General features: G+C 41.9%; 13 protein-coding genes and 1 riboswitch. Of the genes, 8 read left to right on the forward strand and 5 right to left on the reverse strand.

All coding sequences use genetic code 11. The features are described from left to right. Window positions 1–19: 19 nt before the first annotated feature. The 5 genes from B5D06_RS01770 to B5D06_RS01790 all read right to left on the reverse strand — a co-directional run bounded on the left by B5D06_RS01770 (window position 20) and on the right by B5D06_RS01790 (window position 7,137). Complete coding sequence (locus tag B5D06_RS01770) at window positions 20–1,846, reverse strand: DNA topoisomerase 3 (protein ID WP_078736311.1); 1,827 nt, start codon at window positions 1,844–1,846, stop codon at window positions 20–22. 13 nt (window positions 1,847–1,859) lie between these two features. Next, window positions 1,860–2,976 (reverse strand): peptide chain release factor 2 gene (prfB, locus tag B5D06_RS01775; RefSeq protein WP_143742565.1). Its coding sequence is split into 2 segments (ribosomal slippage): window positions 1,860–2,912 and window positions 2,914–2,976, totalling 1,116 coding nucleotides; the frame shifts between segments, so codons are not numbered across the junction. A 56-nt stretch (window positions 2,977–3,032) separates the two neighbouring features. Then, window positions 3,033–4,847 (reverse strand): AMP-dependent synthetase/ligase, encoded by a 1,815-nt coding sequence (locus B5D06_RS01780; protein ID WP_184227864.1) that lies wholly within the window; start codon window positions 4,845–4,847, stop codon window positions 3,033–3,035. A 46-nt stretch (window positions 4,848–4,893) separates the two neighbouring features. Further along, the gene (locus tag B5D06_RS01785) at window positions 4,894–5,571 is read right to left on the reverse strand and encodes a porin family protein (protein ID WP_078736312.1); all 678 of its coding nucleotides are present in this window, start codon (window positions 5,569–5,571) and stop codon (window positions 4,894–4,896) included. 33 nt (window positions 5,572–5,604) lie between these two features. Further along, a complete protein-coding gene (locus tag B5D06_RS01790; protein WP_078736313.1) occupies window positions 5,605–7,137 on the reverse strand; it encodes a LysM peptidoglycan-binding domain-containing protein in 1,533 nt (510 codons plus the stop codon). 634 nt (window positions 7,138–7,771) lie between these two features. Between B5D06_RS01790 and B5D06_RS01800 the strand changes: the two genes are divergently transcribed. The 8 genes from B5D06_RS01800 to yajC all read left to right on the forward strand — a co-directional run bounded on the left by B5D06_RS01800 (window position 7,772) and on the right by yajC (window position 17,299). Continuing rightward, window positions 7,772–8,563 (forward strand): TrmH family RNA methyltransferase, encoded by a 792-nt coding sequence (locus B5D06_RS01800; RefSeq protein WP_078736315.1) that lies wholly within the window; start codon window positions 7,772–7,774, stop codon window positions 8,561–8,563. A gap of 257 nt (window positions 8,564–8,820) precedes the next feature. Then, on the forward strand, window positions 8,821–9,591 hold the full coding sequence (locus B5D06_RS01810) for a DNA alkylation repair protein (protein ID WP_078736317.1): 771 nt from the start codon (window positions 8,821–8,823) through the stop codon (window positions 9,589–9,591). Between the two features lie 297 nt (window positions 9,592–9,888). Then, a riboswitch (FMN riboswitch) is annotated at window positions 9,889–10,015 on the forward strand. Window positions 10,016–10,134: 119 nt separating this feature from the next. After that, entirely contained in the window at window positions 10,135–10,773 is a 639-nt protein-coding gene (ribB, locus tag B5D06_RS01815) for a 3,4-dihydroxy-2-butanone-4-phosphate synthase (protein WP_078736318.1), read from the forward strand. A gap of 539 nt (window positions 10,774–11,312) precedes the next feature. Continuing rightward, window positions 11,313–12,242 (forward strand): magnesium transporter CorA family protein, encoded by a 930-nt coding sequence (locus B5D06_RS01820; RefSeq protein WP_078736319.1) that lies wholly within the window; start codon window positions 11,313–11,315, stop codon window positions 12,240–12,242. A 29-nt stretch (window positions 12,243–12,271) separates the two neighbouring features. Further along, window positions 12,272–13,888 (forward strand): ABC-F family ATP-binding cassette domain-containing protein, encoded by a 1,617-nt coding sequence (locus tag B5D06_RS01825; RefSeq protein WP_078736320.1) that lies wholly within the window; start codon window positions 12,272–12,274, stop codon window positions 13,886–13,888. Window positions 13,889–13,890: 2 nt separating this feature from the next. Then, the gene (locus B5D06_RS01830; RefSeq protein WP_078736321.1) at window positions 13,891–15,957 is read left to right on the forward strand and encodes a dipeptidyl-peptidase Dpp5; all 2,067 of its coding nucleotides are present in this window, start codon (window positions 13,891–13,893) and stop codon (window positions 15,955–15,957) included. A gap of 321 nt (window positions 15,958–16,278) precedes the next feature. Next, a complete protein-coding gene (locus B5D06_RS01835) occupies window positions 16,279–16,797 on the forward strand; it encodes an isoprenylcysteine carboxyl methyltransferase family protein (protein ID WP_078736322.1) in 519 nt (172 codons plus the stop codon). 172 nt (window positions 16,798–16,969) lie between these two features. Beyond that, window positions 16,970–17,299, forward strand: a complete 330-nt coding sequence (gene yajC / locus B5D06_RS01840) for a preprotein translocase subunit YajC (RefSeq protein WP_078736323.1) — start codon at window positions 16,970–16,972, stop codon at window positions 17,297–17,299. Window positions 17,300–17,367: the final 68 nt, after the last annotated feature.

A 17,367-nucleotide genomic window follows, 5' to 3' on the forward strand; every position in this document is an offset into this window, starting at 1 on the left:
TCTTTGAATATTAATTCTCTTAGGAATTTGTGGGAGTGGAGGGGGGATGGTAAGAGCGAACAGAGGTTACCAGATTCTTTACTTGTTCCTTTAGTTCCTCCAAAAAAATAGCAGCCTCATATTCCTTACGCTCTATCTGTCTTAACTTATTTTCCCAAATACCCGTTAGTTCGGCACTCTTGAGTAGCGGATCTTCTATGGTCTTTATCAATTGTACCCCTGTATCCGTGGCACGCAAAGAGTTTTTTTCTCGGCGTATATAGTTGCGTTTGAAAAGCGTTTCTATTATGGCGGCTCTTGTGGAAGGTCTGCCAATACCATTTTGCTTGAGAGCCTCTCGCAAGTTTTCGTCTTCGACAAATTTCCCCGCTGTTTCCATAGCTCTGAGGAGAGTAGCCTCGGTAAAATATTTGGGAGGTTCTGTGGTTTTCTCTCGTATCGAGGGCGTGTGGGTCCCTTTCTCTCCCTTTTTTAAGTCGAGAAGAGTAATCGTCTTTTCCTCCTCTGTAGATAAAGGGGGAATACTCTCTTTGGGCTCTTCTGCATTTTCTTCTTTCGGAGGGTGTACTACAACGCGCCAACCAGGTTCGATAAGCGTTTTCTCGGTAGACTTAAACTCCATCTCTTCTACTTTGGCAAGTACTGTAGTGGTAGTACTCCTAGCATCGGGATAAAAGGCCGCAATAAAACGCCGAACGATAAGATCAAAAATCCTCTTCTCAAGGTCGGTCAATTGAGGACATGGAGCACCTGTTGGGATTATAGCATGGTGATCGGTTATCTTTTTGTTGTCAAAAACCTTCTTGCTTTTCTTGAGAGTTTTTTGTTCTAAGAGAGGAGCCGTAAAGAGGCTATATTCCTTAAGATTAGAAAGTATTTTGGGCACTTTGGGATATATGTCCTCGGGTAGATAGGTGGTATCTACACGAGGATAGGAGGTAACTTTCTTTTCATAAAGAGCTTGGATGACTTGGAGAGTAACCTCTGCAGTCATTCCAAACCTTTTATTGGCTTCCACCTGTAGACTTGTAAGGTCAAAAAGTCTTGGGGGCAGTTCTTTTCCTACTGCTTTAGAGATATCCGTGATTTCTAAAGTAGCCTCTTTGATTTGATGCAATATGATCTCTGCCTTATCTCTATCTGGAAAGGCTTCTTCCGTTTGTCGGAAAGTGCATCCGCGATAGATGGTCTGTATCTCAAAACTGGTAGAAGACTGGAAATTCTCTATTTGTTGCTGACGCTCTACCAATAGTGCCAAGGTTGGCGTTTGTACTCTTCCGATCGAAAGTACCTGTCCACGCTGTCCGTAGCGCAGGGTGTAGAGTCGGGTACCGTTAATCCCCAAAAGCCAATCTCCAATAGCACGAGCTAATCCAGCCTCATAGAGTGGACGCATATCTTCGTTGCTTTTGAGAGATTCGAAGCCCTCTTTCAGAGCTTCGTCTGTGAGAGAAGAGACCCACAATCTCTTTACAGGGCACTTGCATAAAGCCTTTGAGAGTACCCACTGCTGTATAAGCTCCCCTTCCTGCCCAGCATCTCCACAGTTGATAACCATAGAGGCCTTTTCTACCAATTGTTTGATCGTTTCAAACTGACGTTGATATCCAGGATCTTCAATGAGCTTTATACCGAAGCGAGGAGGTATAAGTGGAAGTTCTCCTAAGCTCCATCTTTTCCATAGGGGGGTATAATCGTCTGGTTCCTTTAGGGTACAGAGATGCCCCAAGGTCCACGTTACCCAATACCCATTACCCTCTATATACCCCTGTCGCTGTGTAGTAGCTCCCAAAACACGAGCTATTTCTCGAGCGACAGAGGGCTTTTCTGCAATACAAACTATCATGAGCGAAACAGTATCACATGTTTTCTCCACCAAACTCCATCAGATAAGCCTTGATAAACTCATCTATATCACCATCCATAACGGCGTTAACGTTGGATGTCTGATAATTGGTTCTGTGGTCTTTTACACGTCTATCGTCAAAAACGTAACTGCGGATTTGTGAACCCCATTCGATCTTTTTCTTTCCAGCTTCGACCTTGGCCTGAGCAGCTCTACGTTTTTCTAACTCTATATCATATAGCTGAGAGCGTAGCAGGCGCAGAGCGTTCTCTCTATTGTCCAATTGAGAACGACTTTCGGTATTTTCAATAACAATCTCTCTTTCTTCTCCTGTATCGGGGTCTTTAAACTGATAGTGAAGGCGTACACCTGTCTCTACCTTATTTACGTTCTGTCCTCCAGCTCCACTTGAGCGGAATGTATCCCAACTCAGGTTAGCGGGGTTTACATCGATCTCTATGGTATCATCAACAAGAGGCACTACAAAGACAGAGGCAAAAGAGGTCATACGTTTACCCTGTGCATTATAAGGAGAGACACGTACCAATCGGTGTACCCCGTTTTCACTCTTGAGAAATCCATAGGCAAGATCGCCTTCTATTTGCATTGTAACGGTTTTAATACCAGCTTCGTCTCCGTCCTGCCAGTTGGTAATTGTAACTTTATAGTCATGTTTTTCACCCCAACGCTGGTAAAGACGCACAAGCATAGAAGCCCAATCTTGGCTCTCTGTACCTCCCGCACCTGCATTAACCTTTAGTACGGCACCTAAGTGATCTTCCTCGGCTCTAAGCATATTGCGTAGCTCTGTATCTTCAATCAAAGAAAGAGCAGTAGCATAGGCTTGCTCTACTTCCTCCTCTTCTGCTACTCCCTCTTTGAAAAACTCAAAAGAGAGGCGCAGCTCTTCTACAGCAGAAGATACGGCTTCGTAGGCTTCAATCCATTTGCGTATTTCTTTTACCTTACGCATCTGGGCTTCAGCCCTTTTATTATCTTCCCAAAAGTCGGGAGCTTGGGTCTTTAATTCTTCTTCTTCTAATTGAATACGTCTATTGTCGACGTCAAAGATACCCCCTCAGCGCTTCGGTGCGCTCCAACAAGTTGTTAAGTTGGTCTGTTGTAATCATTTTATTTCCTGTTTATTATCTCTAAATATATGATGATAAGGTCGCTTCAAAAAGACCTAATCAATGTACATTTTATCAATCTCTTTTGCAAAGTTTTCCTGAATTACTTTGCGCCTAAGCTTAAGTGTAGGCGTTAGTTCTTTCTTTTCTGCAGAGAAAGGCTCTGTAATGAGTGTTATTCGTTTAATCTTTTCAAATGTAGCGAGGCTCAACTGCAACTGTTCTATAGTGCCCATTACAATATTTAGTACCGAAGAATCTTTTGTCATTTCCTCTTTGGACATATTCTCCTTCAACACTCCTCTTTCTTTACAAATGTTATTGAGCAGCTCCCAATTAGGGTAAATGAGTGCTGAAACGAACTTACGTTCATCGGCAATTACAGCTACCTGCTCGAATAATGGATTTGAACTAAGAAGATTTTCGATCTGCTGTGGTGCAATGTATTTACCGTTGGCAGTTTTGAATAAGTCTTTTATTCTCTCTGTAAAGTAAAGTGTATTACCCTCAAGTCTACCTGCGTCTCCTGTTTTGAACCATCCATCCGAGGTGAATGCCTCCGCATTGGCCTCTTCGTTTTTGTAATACCTAGGGGTAATTGTCTCTCCACGCAATTGTATTTCACTCGTTTCTGGGTCTATTCGCACTTCTACGTCTTTGAAGACTTCGCCTATTGACGAGATGGTGAAACCTCTTTCCATATAAGCAGACACAGTAGCACAGCTTTCAGAAAGTCCATATCCAACAATAATAGGGATACCTACCGATTGCAGGAAGACATTTATTTCATCGCTCAATAGAGACCCTGCAGTTGGGAAAAATCTACCATATTGAAGCCCGATAGCTCTCCGTAATAAAAAGAAAATCGTATTGGAATAAAACCAGTACCCCAAGGACAAAAAGAAAGGAGGCTTTTTGAATTGGTTCCAATACTCCAAGCGGTAGCGATGCCCCACCTTTATGGCGTGTCGGTAGATTTTTGCCAAGAACTTAGGCGACTGACTAATATGTGTTTCAACCCCCTGATAGACTTTTTCCCAATAGCGAGGGACGTTGCACATAAGAGTAGGCTTAATCTGAGGCATTAGTTCCTGAATCCGTTTGGGATTGGTTACAATGGCTGTACGTACACCCAATGCCATACAGAAGTACACCCATACTTTCTCAAAAATATGGCTTAAGGGCAAAAAGTTAACAGAGGTATCTCTCGTGCCAATGGAGGAGTATACCTCACTATGTTTGTCTATTTGTAGCGCAATTGCTTTGTGCAAGACTTGCACGCCTTTGGGTTGCCCCGTTGTTCCACTTGTGTATATGAGAAGAGCTAAATCGTCCATTTTAGCCTCTCCCATGCGCACCTTTACGGCTGTTTCACAAGCCATAGAGTCCCCCATACGTACAAACTCGTCGTAATAGATAGAGGTATGGTCATCAAATTGACGCACTACAGCCCGATCAAAGATAATAATCTTCTCAATCTGTCCTAACTCTTTTTGTACTTGAAAGGCATTGTTATACTGATACTGCTCGCCTACAAAGATGATTGAAACGGAGGCGTTAGTAGCAATCTGAAATACTTGATCTGGGGAAGAAGTGGCATATAAAGGAACAGATACTGCTCTCATGGCAAACATTCCCATCTCGGTATATATGAACTCGCTTTTATTGGGCGAATAGACTCCAATCCTGTCGCCAGGCTCTACCCCCAGTTGTGCCAAGCCTTTGGCCGCAGCAATACAGTTGGCGGCAACAGTCTCTCCCGTCAGATTTTCCCACTCTTTAGTCTCGGGATTAAGCTGTTTAATAATCTGGTTGTTTTGATATTTCGTTTGAAGTAAGTTGATAATATCGGATGTATGACGAATCTGCATAGTCGTATCGTAGTTGTTCTGTAGCTTATTAATGTTACCTTGTCTTTTAGAGTAGGCGGAAGAGATAATTCAGTTTGAGCAAACCGAACAGTTCGCTGGATTTACTGTAAGGGTCTCGTACGGTTGTCGAGAATATATCATTAAATCCATAGTAAACGAGAAAGTCCAGCTCTATACTGTGTCCGCCAAAGGTGTAGCTAAGTGATGGCCCTCCTGTTAGTCCCCAAGAAAATCGATTAACAACCTTGAGGGCATGTCTTACCTGTTCCTTGGGAGTAAAGGCTTCGCCCTTGGCAGTTATACTCTCACCTAAAAAGAGTCCTATCTGAGGTCCCAGTTTAACCCCCATTTTTACTTTATTGATAGGGTAGTATAGATGGCACAACAGAGGCAAATCTATAAAACTCATTTTTCGGAAGTAGGCAAGCTCTTCTCCCCGACTTTTGGCAAAACTTTCTTTCCATCCTCTCTGACTGTACGCAATCTCCAACGAAAAAGCGGTGTATTCGCTATTGGCCAAGGTGGTTACCAACCCCACTCTTATCCCTTGTGCCATAGATTGTGCCACCGAGGGCATAAAGAGAACTTGGGAAGCTGTAGCACCCACAGAAGCTCCTATTTGCAGAGAGGGGTGGGAGAGGGAAGGGACTTGTTCTTTATACTGCGCCCTAACCAGAGAGGGGAAGCATAAAAAGAGGAGTAGGATTATATTTTTATGGAGCATAAATAGAGCCTATTGTAAAGTACATCGCACGGATTAGTAGGTTACTCCCTCACGATTAGCCTTGCCTGTAGCATCAAACGTAATAAAAAATAGACCTACACTGGTGTAATGCTCATCTCCCTCGTGGCGTTTGAATACAAAATTCATTTGTAAACCATCTGAGGGTAGTTGAGGGAAAGAGTCGGCAAAATTGGCTCCATAGATAGCCAACGCACGGATAAAATATCGAGAAATATCGTACCCCAAGACATTATATTTAGGGAAACTCTCATTAGCCTTGCGATTAAACCATTGGTTGTAGTTTTTCAAGAAGCTGACACTCTCTTTCATCGCACGATCAAAGAAGAAAGAGGAGTATATAGTACCATTATAGGCACCCAAAAGGGCGAGAGTTCCTTTGTGGAACGACTGCCACTCGGGATAACCAAAGATAGTAAGGCCATGAGTTAAAGAGTAGTGACTCTCTAGAGCCGTTAAAATACCTTGTAGATATTTTTGTGCACTATGATTGGGTACCAAAACGGTGTTGGGGCTAAGAGTGGAGGAGGCGGCACCAGAGATAAACGCTGCATAGGTGCAAGTCTCGTAGTTTCTGCCCATAGTTCGTAGCTGTTTTTTTAGAGCCGCCACCAACTCTTTGTGGTTGCCCTGTGCATCTTCTATGAAGAGCACTTTTTTGTTCCCATAACGAGCCGTAAAATTTTGGGCCACGTAGGGATATAGCTCCTTTTGGGGAGTATTGATGCGAAATATAGACTGAGATGAGTCTTTTATATCGTTCTGGGCGATGAAAGGAGATACGTAAGGTATTCCTTCGCGAGAAGAATACCGAGACAGAAGATTAACCGTTTGCTCTGTATGCCCCCCTACTATAAGATTGGAAGACTGGAGCTTTTTGTCCCTAATCAAACTCTCTATTTCTTTTTCGTTCTGAGCTTGGTAGACGTTTAAATTAACGGATATTCCATTCCTTTTAAGTTGATAAAGACCAAGAAGGAAGCCCTCATAAAATTGAATATATCGAGAGGGACCATTGGCTCCTACGGGTAACAAAAGAGCTACATCTACTTTGTTTATACCATCGGGAGAAACGACCACAATCTTATTGCCCGAGGAAGAGTTACTATTGCTTCCCGAGAGCGATACTCTTAACTCTGCCCCAGCTTGTAAGTATTCTGGTGTTATGTCGGGGTTGTATTGTAGCAAGATAGCTACCGTTACACCATATTGTTTCGCTATGGAGTAGAGAGTTTCTCCATGCTGTACTATGTGAAACCCTTCTTTGCTCGAAGGAGTAAAACGAGGTTTTTGCACACTCTTGGTTGTAGGTATGCGCAACTCCTGTCCTATGCGGATGCCCATTTCCGAACCTGGGTTTAATTTGTATATATCCTCCTCAGAAACGCCATTCCTTCGTGCTATCGAGTAGACTGTCTCTTGGGGTTGTACTACGTGTATCTTGTAAGGAGGAGATTGAAGTATTGTAGATGCTTCTGCTCTCAAAGCAAAACTTAGAAGAATATAAAGGAGTATTAGCAGTCTGTTGGTTTTTAGTATTCGTTCCATTTATACATTTGCTTTGTTGTGAATACGCCTAAAAATATAGCTATATTATAGCTATGGCGACAAAGGTACTACAAAAAGAGCTATAACCTGTATAGAAACAGTTCTGTACTCCCAGAGAGTTTCTGACTTTCGCCTTTCCCAAGTCTCCTTTTGAGGGTTTTCAAGTTTAAGCATCAACACCTTGTTGCAAACAATACAACCAAGTAAAAGAGGAGCGAGAACAATACTCTTGAGATTTTTTTCTAAAGGATAGGGAGCGTTTCGTCCCAAAGAGAAAGCTATTCCCTTGCGTGATAAAACTTGTTGATTAACGTGCTAAAAACAAATTGCTTATAAGACAATCTTTATATTCAATCTAAATATACATATTTTCAAGTTGAATATATGTATATTTAATCTGAATATATATATCTTCAAGTTGAATATAAACTTTTACTCCATGGTTTTTGATTTTATACGTGGGCTCTTTGAGGTTTTAGTTCCAGAGGAAAGAGTTTATACTTTATGGGTTACTCTCTTTTTTTACCCCTTTTAGCTCTTTTTAGGGGAGATAGCCATCCCTCTTACGTATCTCTTTTTCTCCTACCTTTGCGGGAAGAATACGGATATTCGATTACAGTTTTATCGGGCTTTTATGATACAAGAGCAGACCTCTCTATCGCACCAAGAGAGAAAACTAATCCTTAGTTTGCATAAAGCAAAGGGAAGAAAGGAACATAATTTATTCGTGGCAGAAGGGCCTAAGTTGGTAAAAGAGCTTTTGGTGGCTTTCTCCTGTCGTTTTCTTATTACCATTCCCTCTCTTTGGCATTCATTGCCGAAACCTTATACTATAGAAAAGGTGATATTACTCCCCGAATCGTACGATTTCTCGCCCATCAGTTCTTTACAAACCCCTCGTCCGATGATTGGGATTTTCAAATTGCCAGAAATCGAAGAGGAGATACCAACGATTGCTCAAATGGCTCTTTTGCTTGATAATGTACAAGACCCTGGAAACGTTGGTTCTATTCTCCGCACTTGCGACTGGTTTGGTATCCGTCAAGTATTTGTAACGCAGGGTACGGCAGATGTTTTCTCCCCTAAAGTCGTGCAGGCTACAATGGGAGGCTTGGCTCGTGTTAAAGTTTATCCGATTGCCGATATTGATGCCTTTATGCAGAGGGTAGAGAGAGAAAATATCCCTATTTGGGGCACTTTTCTGGAAGGCGAAAATCTGTTAGATCTGCAATCTTCATTACCACACCCTTGTGAACCCTCCTTGTGGGTTATGGGAAACGAGGGTAAGGGGATAAGTGAGCAAGTGGCAAAATACGTTACAAACTTGGTAACAATTCCCCCACAAAGCCCAGATGGTGTACACTCAGAATCGCTCAATGTAGCGGTTGCAACGGCTATTGTTATAGCACGCTGCTTTCTTTCTTAGACAAGATAAACTATATGTTTCGTAACCCTTGCAAAGTTTGTCTGTACCTGACTGGCGAATAATCTTTCTAATTCTTTCTTTCGGTAGTTTACCGATGGCTTGCGCAAAGAGTGTTATATTTGTCATAAAGGAAGTGGAGGAGTGGGACTCTCTTTACTAAGGTGACATTTTGTTCTTTAGCTCTGCTTCTTTTTTCTTATGACCTCCAAAATGTTTAGGACCACATTGACAGATGACTGATATACTTACGTAAAGATATGGGTACAAGTTATAGTATTACAGATATGTTTGGCAGGGAGTTGGCCGAACTCTTGACAGACAAGATCATGACGGTTTACAAGGACTTTGATGCAGGAGGATTTATCTATGATGCGGAGCATGAAGTCGTCGGGAAGACCTATACGCAGCGCATTGCCGTCCTTGCCGAACTGCTTAGGAAATTTCTCCCCGAACGGTACGAAGAGGCTTTGTCTATATTGCTCTCTATCCTGGGTGACGAAAACCCGAATCAGACAGGGATGTTTACCAATTATTATTGGGTCATGCCCATTGGAAAATTTGTCCAAGAGTATGGGCTCGAACACTTTGAGGCTTCGATAGCAGCGATCTCCGAGATCACAAAGAGGAACACAGGTGAGTATGCCATTCGCCCGTACCTCCGAAAATATCCGACGGAGACTTTGCAGGTGATGAAACAGTGGGCAGTATCGCCAGACTTTCACCTGAGACGGTTGGCGAGTGAAGGGTTGCGTCCTAAACTTCCTTGGGCTCCCAAGTTGGACACATTTGTCGATGATCCAGAGCCCGTTTTTCAAGTCCTGGAGATTTTGAAAGAGGACGAAATAATGTTCGTCAAGAAGTCGGTTGCCAATCACCTCACCGATTGGCTCAAGGTCAATAAAGATGCTGTGATCCCTCTGCTCTGGAGGTGGCAAACTTCTCACAATCCTCATACGCAGTGGATCGTCAAGAGGGCTACGAGAAAAATAAGCATCGACTCGGGTGATTCCAATATCAGTACTCAATAAGGCGTTGATACAAGAATAGATACATTAAAAAGGTCGTTAAGATGATTTTTTTCGATCTTAACGATTTTTTATCTCCCCTTTAGTCACCCCGAGAGAGTGATTGGGGAAGGGCGAGTGTTATATTTGTCATAAAGGAAGCGGAGGAGTTGGGTTCTCTTTACTAAGGTGACATTTTCTTCTTTAGCTCTGCTTCTTTTTTCTTATGACCTCCAAAATGTTTAGGACCACATTGACTCTAAATATTTTATTTCATATCCTTTTGATGATTATATCAAAGGATATGGTTACCTTTGCACAGCGATTTGTAGAGGCAGGGTGTAACTCCCTACCGGTGGTAATAGTCCACAACTCTCTACGTAAGAGTAGAGACTGATAAGGTGTAACTCCTTAACCGACGGTATAGTCCGGATGAGATATGAATCGGTTTTTTCGTTTCTTCCCCTTGTATCTATGGGGGATGTTGCGCGATGCCCTCCTTATCTTACCTCTACTGGCTAAAAACTTTTGTTTGTAGAGATTAAACATAGTAATTAGGATATAACGATGGCAACACAAACTCCAGCAACACTTTTAGAAGAGCGTATTCAACAGGCTGTTACAGCCCTGAAAGAGGGTAGAGGTATCCTTTTGGTCGATGATGAGAACCGAGAAAATGAAGGAGATATTATATATCCTACCTCCAATCTTACTACCCAAAATATAGCTTTGATGATTAGAGAATGTAGCGGTATTATATGTCTCTGTCTCAAAGACTACAAGTGTGAGGAGTTGAATCTCCCCCCTATGGTGCAGAATAACACTTGTAAAAATCAAACAGCCTTTACTATATCTATCGAGGCAAGAGAGGGAGTTACAACAGGTGTTTCTGCTGCAGACCGCCTCTGTACTATACAGACTGCAGCAAGAGAGGGTGCAAAAGCCGAAGACTTGGTACACCCTGGGCACGTTTTTCCTTTGAGAGCAAGAAATGGGGGAGTACTTGAGCGTCGTGGTCATACGGAAGGAAGTATTGACATCGTTTCTATTGCAGGACTGGGTGATACAGCGGTGCTCTGCGAGTTAACCAATGAAGATGGCACCATGGCCCGCATGCCCGAAATAGAGGTATTCAGTGCAAAGCACAATATGCCTATCCTTTCCATCGAGGATATCGCATCGTACAGAAAGATACATTCTATCTAAAACCCAAATATCTTCTTTTCTCTCTCCTGCGAGTTGTCGCAGAAAGTAATTGCTCAGGCGTTAGAGGAAGAAAGTAATACCGCAGAAATCACATCTCTGGAGGGAGTATTATCCCAAAAGAGGTGTGAGTTTTTATGCTTATGTAGGGAGTAATCTTTTTTCGGTCTCTTTTTTAGTTTGTTATCTATTGCAAAGAGTTATAATATTACCCTCTGTCTGTATCGTTACAACGCGCTATATTTCTGATGTAATAGTGTCGAAAGTTGTTAGAGTAGGAACAAAAGTGCTATCTTTGTAACTGTTTCAATCAAATAATTCTAATTAACAAGAACTATGGTGGACGATTCTTTACCTCCGAGTAGGTGCCAGAGTGTGTTGCAGAGAGAGCATAGGGCTCTACCTTACAACGTCGACACTTGGGGGTATTGTGTCCCTTGGTGTTGTACTACGTAGAGGCTTTTCCCCAGCCTTGTGGCTTCTCTCCTTATTTAAGAAAGAACTAAAAAAAACAGTTTTAACTGTGCAAAGAGAAGCAAGTTATGCGTAGATTTATTTATCCAGAGAAAGGTTTTATTGAGTCTAATAAAGTGGAAGCAGGTTGCTGGATAAAAGTAGTTTGTCCAACGACGGAAGATTTAGATTTCCTTGTAGATGAAATTGCTATTCCAGATTCTTTTTTGGCCGATATTGCCGATACGGACGAGCGTCCTCGTATTGAGGAGGAGGATGGTTGGGAGCTAACCATAATCCGCATACCTGTGGCCGTTTCAGACTCGCCCACACCCTATACTACGATCCCTGTCGGGGTTATCTACTCTCCAGAACGTCATATAACAGTTACCGTGTGTTATAGAAGAACGCAGCTTATGCCCGATTTTATAGATCACTGTAAGAGGAAAAAAGTTTGTGTTACCAATGAAGTCGATTTTATATTTCGTTTGGTGCATAGTTCGGCCGTGTGGTTTCTTAAATATCTAAAACAGATCAGTTCTTTGATTATGGAAGCGGAAGAGGCTTTAGAAAGCAGCATCCGTAACGAAGACCTTTTGCAATTGATGAAGTTGCAGAAGTGCTTTGTCTATTTTAGTACCTCCATTCGAGGCAACGAAGCTGTAATTAACAAACTGCAGGCTATACGACGCTCTATACCATACGATGAAGATTTGGCAGAAGATGTGAGGATCGAGCTTAGCCAGGCCTATAATACGGTAACGATTCACAGTGAAATTTTAACGGGAACGATGGATGCATTTGCAAGCGTTATTTCTAACAATGTGAACACTATAATGAAACGCATGACAAGCATCTCCATTATCCTCATGTTGCCCACTCTAATCGCAAGTATGTATGGAATGAACGTCCCCAATGGTTGGGAAGCCAAAGGGTGGGCTTTCTGGCTTATCTTCGTGGTCGCCATCGGACTTTCGGCAGGAGCCTTTGTTTTATTGAAACGGATAAAATGGTTTTAGTGAGATACTTTATTTTTACATAGATATATATGATAGCAATCAATGACCTTTGTATACAGTTTGGAAAACGGGTACTGTTTCAGGATGTAAACCTTAAGTTTACACCTGGTAACTGTTATGGTATTATCGGAGCAAATGGAGCTGGTAAGTCCACGCTTCTAAGGGCTATTAGTGGGGAGATAGAACCCACAAGAGGAACTATCTCTTTAGGACCTGGAGAACGTCTTTCTGTACTTAGTCAGGATCACTTTGCTTTCGATGAGTTTACAGTACTCAATACTGTTCTCATGGGGCATACTACCCTTTGGAATATAATGGAAGAGAAAAATGCCATTTATGCCAAAGAAGACTTTTCAGACGAAGATGGTAATCGAGTAGCAGAGTTAGAAGAGCAGTTTGCCAATCTTGATGGTTGGAATGCAGAGAGCGACGCTGCCACTCTTCTTAGTGGATTGGGTATTAAAGAAGACCTTCACTACCAGCTAATGAAAGATATTAGCGGTAAGCAGAAAGTGCGCGTTCTTTTAGCACGAGCTCTCTTTGGTAAACCCGATAACTTGCTTCTCGATGAGCCTACCAACGACCTTGATTTGGATACAGTAGCTTGGTTGGAAGACTATTTGGCAGAGACTGAAAGCACTGTTTTGGTGGTAAGTCACGACCGCCACTTCTTAGACTCTGTGTCTACCCACACAATAGATATTGACTTCGGTAAGGTGCGTCAGTTTGCAGGTAACTATTCTTTCTGGTATGAGTCAAGTCAATTAGCACTTCGCCAACAGCAACAACAGAATAAAAAGAACGAGGAAAAACGTAAAGAATTGGAAGAGTTTATCCGTCGTTTTAGTGCCAATGTAGCAAAGAGTAAGCAAACGACAAGCCGTAAAAAGATGCTTGAGAAGCTTAATATCGACGAAATCGTTGCTTCCTCTCGTCGCTATCCTGGTATTATCTTCCAGCCAGAGAGAGAACCAGGTAATCGTATTCTCGAGGTAAAAGGCCTTACAGCTTCTATCGAGGGGCAAGTGCTTTTCCAAGATCTGAACTTCAATGTAGAGCAGGGCGATAAGATCGTCTTTATAAGTCGAGATCCAAGAGCCATGACAGCTCTATTTGAAATCATAAACGATAAACGAAAAGCAGATGCGGGTACGTTTGAGTGGGGGCAAACCATTACCAAGGCTTATCTACCGCTTGATAACACAGAGTATTTCAATACGGATATGACTTTGATAGAGTGGTTGAGCCAGTTTGCCCAAGATACCAATGATGTTTATATCAAAGGATTTTTAGGACGTATGCTCTTTAGCGGAGAAGAGGTCAATAAGAGTGCATCTGTCCTTTCTGGGGGTGAAAAGATGCGTTGTATGATCTCCAAGATGATGTTGCCTCCTGGGGCTAATCTTTTGGTATTGGATACTCCCACCAACCATCTTGACTTGGAGTCTATCCAGGCATTCAACAATACGCTGATTGGCTTTAAGGGCAATGTTCTATTCAGTAGTCACGACCACGAGTTTATCCGTACCGTTGCCAACCGAGTTATCGAGCTGGGAACTAAGGGTATAGTAGATAAGATTATAAACTATGACGACTACATCAGCGATGCCTCTTTGATAGATCGTCGTAATGCTATCTATGAATAATTATGAAAAAGACATTTTTATCTCTACTGATGCTTCTTCCCTGTTTTACAGGTGCATCACATGTGGCTATAGCACAGAAGAATAATTTAGAAATGATACAATCTGATAAACAACAGCTAACTCCCGAGAAACTTCTCACCATGGCACGAGTAGGAGATTTTTCTCTCTCGTCCAACGGAGCAAGAGTCGTTTATGCTGTTAGTTTCCCCGACATAAAAGAGAACAAGGCAAAGAGTAAAATCTTTGTCATGAGCAGTGATGGTCAGCAACGCCAAGAGATAGGGGAGGGATATGCTCCCAAATGGATGGATGGAGACAAGCGCATTGCTTTTATGAGTACAAAGGAAGGAGCCATGCAACTATATACGATGACTCCAGAGGGAAAAGAGATAAAGGCCGTTACTAACATTGAGGGAGGAATTACTGGGTATCTCTATTCGCCCGATGAGAAACAACTTCTCTATACGGCAGACATAAAGATTCAACCAGAGAGAGAAAAACGCCATCCCGATTTAGATAAGGCTACAGGTGTTATTATCACTGATTTGATGTATAAACACTGGGACGAGTGGGTAACCACAATACCTCATCCCTTTATTGCTCTCGTAGGCAATACTCCCATAACGCAAGGAAAAGACCTGCTTGAGGGAGAACCCTATGAAGCTCCTATGAAACCCCATAGTGATGTTACAGATATCGCTTTTACCCCCGATGGTAAGGGAATAGCCTATGCTTGTCGTAAAAAAACAGGTTTAGAGTACAGTATCTCAACAAACTCCGATATTTACTATTACGACATTGTTTCGGGTAAAACTCGTAACCTCACAGAAGGAATGTTGGGATACGATACGCACCCAACATTCTCTCCAGATGGAAAATACATAGCTTGGGTGAGTATGGAGAGAGATGGCTACGAGTCTGACTTGAAGCGTTTGTTCATTATGGATGTAAAAACAGGCAAGAAAACATATTTAACAGAAGGTTTTGAGTGCGATGTCGAGAGCCCTGTTTGGTCAGAAGATAGTCGTTCTATCTACTTCATTTCTTGTGTAAAGGCCGAAACACATCTTTTTGAAATCCCACTAAAGACAAGAAAGATTCGTCGTATAACAGAGGGACAGGTAGACTATAAAGCCTTTGACCTGAAAAAAGGAACTCTCATTGCTGCTCGGCAATCAATGCTCGTTCCCACAGATCTGTACAATGTAGATTTGAAAAACGGGAAAGCACAAGCGATTACGGCAGAAAACAAATCACTCTTGGATAGATTGGGAGACGTTCGCTGTGAAAAACGTTGGATGACAACTACCTCCAATGAGCAAATGTTAGTATGGGTTGTTTATCCAGCCAATTTTGATCCGACAAAAAAATACCCCTCTATTCTTTACTGTCAGGGAGGACCTCAGAGTACCATCAGTCAATTCTGGTCTTACAGATGGAATCCACGTATTATGGCAGAGCATGGGTATATTGTAATCTTACCTAATCGTCATGGAGTACCCAGTTTCGGGAAAGCTTGGAATGAACAGATTAGTAAAGATTACGGCGGTCAAAATATGCAAGATTATTTGACAGCTGCCGATGAAATGAAAAAAGAGCCTTTTATAGATCCCAATGGTATGGGGTGTGTGGGAGCAAGCTATGGCGGTTTTTCTGTGTACTGGCTGGCAGGACATCACGAAAAGCGTTTTAACTGCTTTATAGCTCACGCAGGTATTTTCAATATAGAATCTCAATATTTCGAAACAGAGGAAAAATGGTTTGCCAACTGGGATATGGGAGGTGCTCCCTGGGAAAAGGATAATGCCATAGCTCAACGTACGTTTGCCAACTCTCCTCATAAGTTTGTCGATAAGTGGGATACTCCTATTTTGGTTATTCACGGTGAGTACGATTTCAGAATTCTTGCCTCTCAAGGCATGATGGCTTTTGATGCGGCCCGTATGCGAGGTATCCCTACCGAAATGTTGCTTTACCCAGATGAGACACACTGGGTAGTGAAGCCACAAAACGCGATTCTATGGCAGAGAACGTTCTTCTCTTGGCTTGACAAATGGCTCAAGAAGTAAAAATAAAGTAGTGTGTAAGAGAGTCTTACACACTACTTTTTTGCCTTTACGACAGGATTTGTAATTGTAGAAGAAACCTGCACCAGAACCTTAATGGTTGAAATAGTTTTCGTTTACTTCTCTTGTATATTCTCTTTGAAAGCGCAGATATACTCTGCTTTTCAAGAGATTTAATTTACTTTGCACTTAAAGAAAGCTCTCTTTAGAGGGTTTGAGTATGAGTATGTAGGTGGGGCAGATTTAAAATGGCTTTTTCCTTTAGATTTATACTCGAAAAGAGAGAGTTCTACCACTGTAAAACCAATAACCTAATAGACCAATATGCAGTACATTATTATTACATTTTTCATTTTCTTTTTTCTTCGTTTAGTTTCCCTTGCTTATTCTATTCGTAATGAAAAGCGTATACAGAAAAAAGGAGCGGTACAGTATGGTAAGTTAAATTCTCTCTTTCTTGCATTGGCACATATAGCCTTCTATTTTTCCTCTCTGTACGAAGCCTATGCTTTGGATAAAGAGTTTAACACTTTCTCTGGTTGGGGGTTTGCTCTTATGTCTTTTGCTTACCTTATCTTATTCTATGTGATTTATAAACTAAAAGATGTATGGACACTAAAAGTCTACATTGTTCCTAACCACCGTATCGAAAAGAGTTTTCTTTTTAGGACAGTACGTCATCCTAACTATTATCTAAATATTATCCCAGAGCTTATTGGCGTAGCCATGCTTTGCAATGCATGGATTACGCTTAGTGTAGGGCTTCCTGTTTATATCGTCTTGTTGGTTATTCGTGTTCGCCAAGAAGAGAAGGCGATGAAAGGGCTGTGGTTAGCATCGTAACGCTCTTTTTCCCAAGAGAGGCTTATAGCACTCTTTCCATACTTCCATACCATAATTCAAACTGGTATAAAGTATTCGAGTTGCAAGAAAAGATGTTTTTCTTTGAAAATCGATACTCTTTTGGAGTTTTTCCGTAAGTTTGCAAAAGAAACTATATTAATACATACACGAGATGAATTTATTTTTCTTAGACGCAGCAGCGGCAGCAGCTCCACAAGGAGGTTTGTTCGGAGGTTCTATAGGCACTATCATCATGATGGTAGTGCTCATTCTTATCTTCTGGTTGTTTTTTATCCGTCCTCAAAGTAAACGTCAAAAAGAGCTTCAAAGAAAGCGCGACGCTATGCAGGCAGGAGATAAAGTGGTTACAGCAGGAGGAATACATGGTAAAATCTGCGAGGTAAACGAACGTGATTTCCTTATAGAAGTAGCAAGAGACGTACGTATACGAGTAGAAAAAACTTCGGTTTATGCCGCTGTTGAAGATGTAGCAAAGCAGTAATAAACACAAAGCAAGAAAAGGGAGTCTAAAGTACATTGGAGTATTTTAGGCTCTTTTTTGTTAGGATG

The organism is Porphyromonas circumdentaria, from assembly GCF_900167105.1.
GTDB classification, from domain to species: domain Bacteria; phylum Bacteroidota; class Bacteroidia; order Bacteroidales; family Porphyromonadaceae; genus Porphyromonas; species Porphyromonas circumdentaria.

Bases quoted from the DNA above. Each gene is read 5' to 3' on its own strand.
- B5D06_RS01770 (WP_078736311.1), bottom strand. From the start codon at position 1,846: ATGATAGTTTGTATTGCAGAAAAGCCCTCTGTCGCTCGAGAAATAGCT.
- B5D06_RS01780 (WP_184227864.1), bottom strand. From the start codon at position 4,847: ATGCAGATTCGTCATACATCCGATATTATCAACTTACTTCAAACGAAA.
- B5D06_RS01785 (WP_078736312.1), bottom strand. From the start codon at position 5,571: ATGCTCCATAAAAATATAATCCTACTCCTCTTTTTATGCTTCCCCTCT.
- B5D06_RS01790 (WP_078736313.1), bottom strand. From the start codon at position 7,137: ATGGAACGAATACTAAAAACCAACAGACTGCTAATACTCCTTTATATT.
- B5D06_RS01800 (WP_078736315.1), top strand. From the start codon at position 7,772: ATGATACAAGAGCAGACCTCTCTATCGCACCAAGAGAGAAAACTAATC.
- B5D06_RS01810 (WP_078736317.1), top strand. From the start codon at position 8,821: ATGGGTACAAGTTATAGTATTACAGATATGTTTGGCAGGGAGTTGGCC.
- ribB (WP_078736318.1), top strand. From the start codon at position 10,135: ATGGCAACACAAACTCCAGCAACACTTTTAGAAGAGCGTATTCAACAG.
- B5D06_RS01820 (WP_078736319.1), top strand. From the start codon at position 11,313: ATGCGTAGATTTATTTATCCAGAGAAAGGTTTTATTGAGTCTAATAAA.
- B5D06_RS01825 (WP_078736320.1), top strand. From the start codon at position 12,272: ATGATAGCAATCAATGACCTTTGTATACAGTTTGGAAAACGGGTACTG.
- B5D06_RS01830 (WP_078736321.1), top strand. From the start codon at position 13,891: ATGAAAAAGACATTTTTATCTCTACTGATGCTTCTTCCCTGTTTTACA.
- B5D06_RS01835 (WP_078736322.1), top strand. From the start codon at position 16,279: ATGCAGTACATTATTATTACATTTTTCATTTTCTTTTTTCTTCGTTTA.
- yajC (WP_078736323.1), top strand. From the start codon at position 16,970: ATGAATTTATTTTTCTTAGACGCAGCAGCGGCAGCAGCTCCACAAGGA.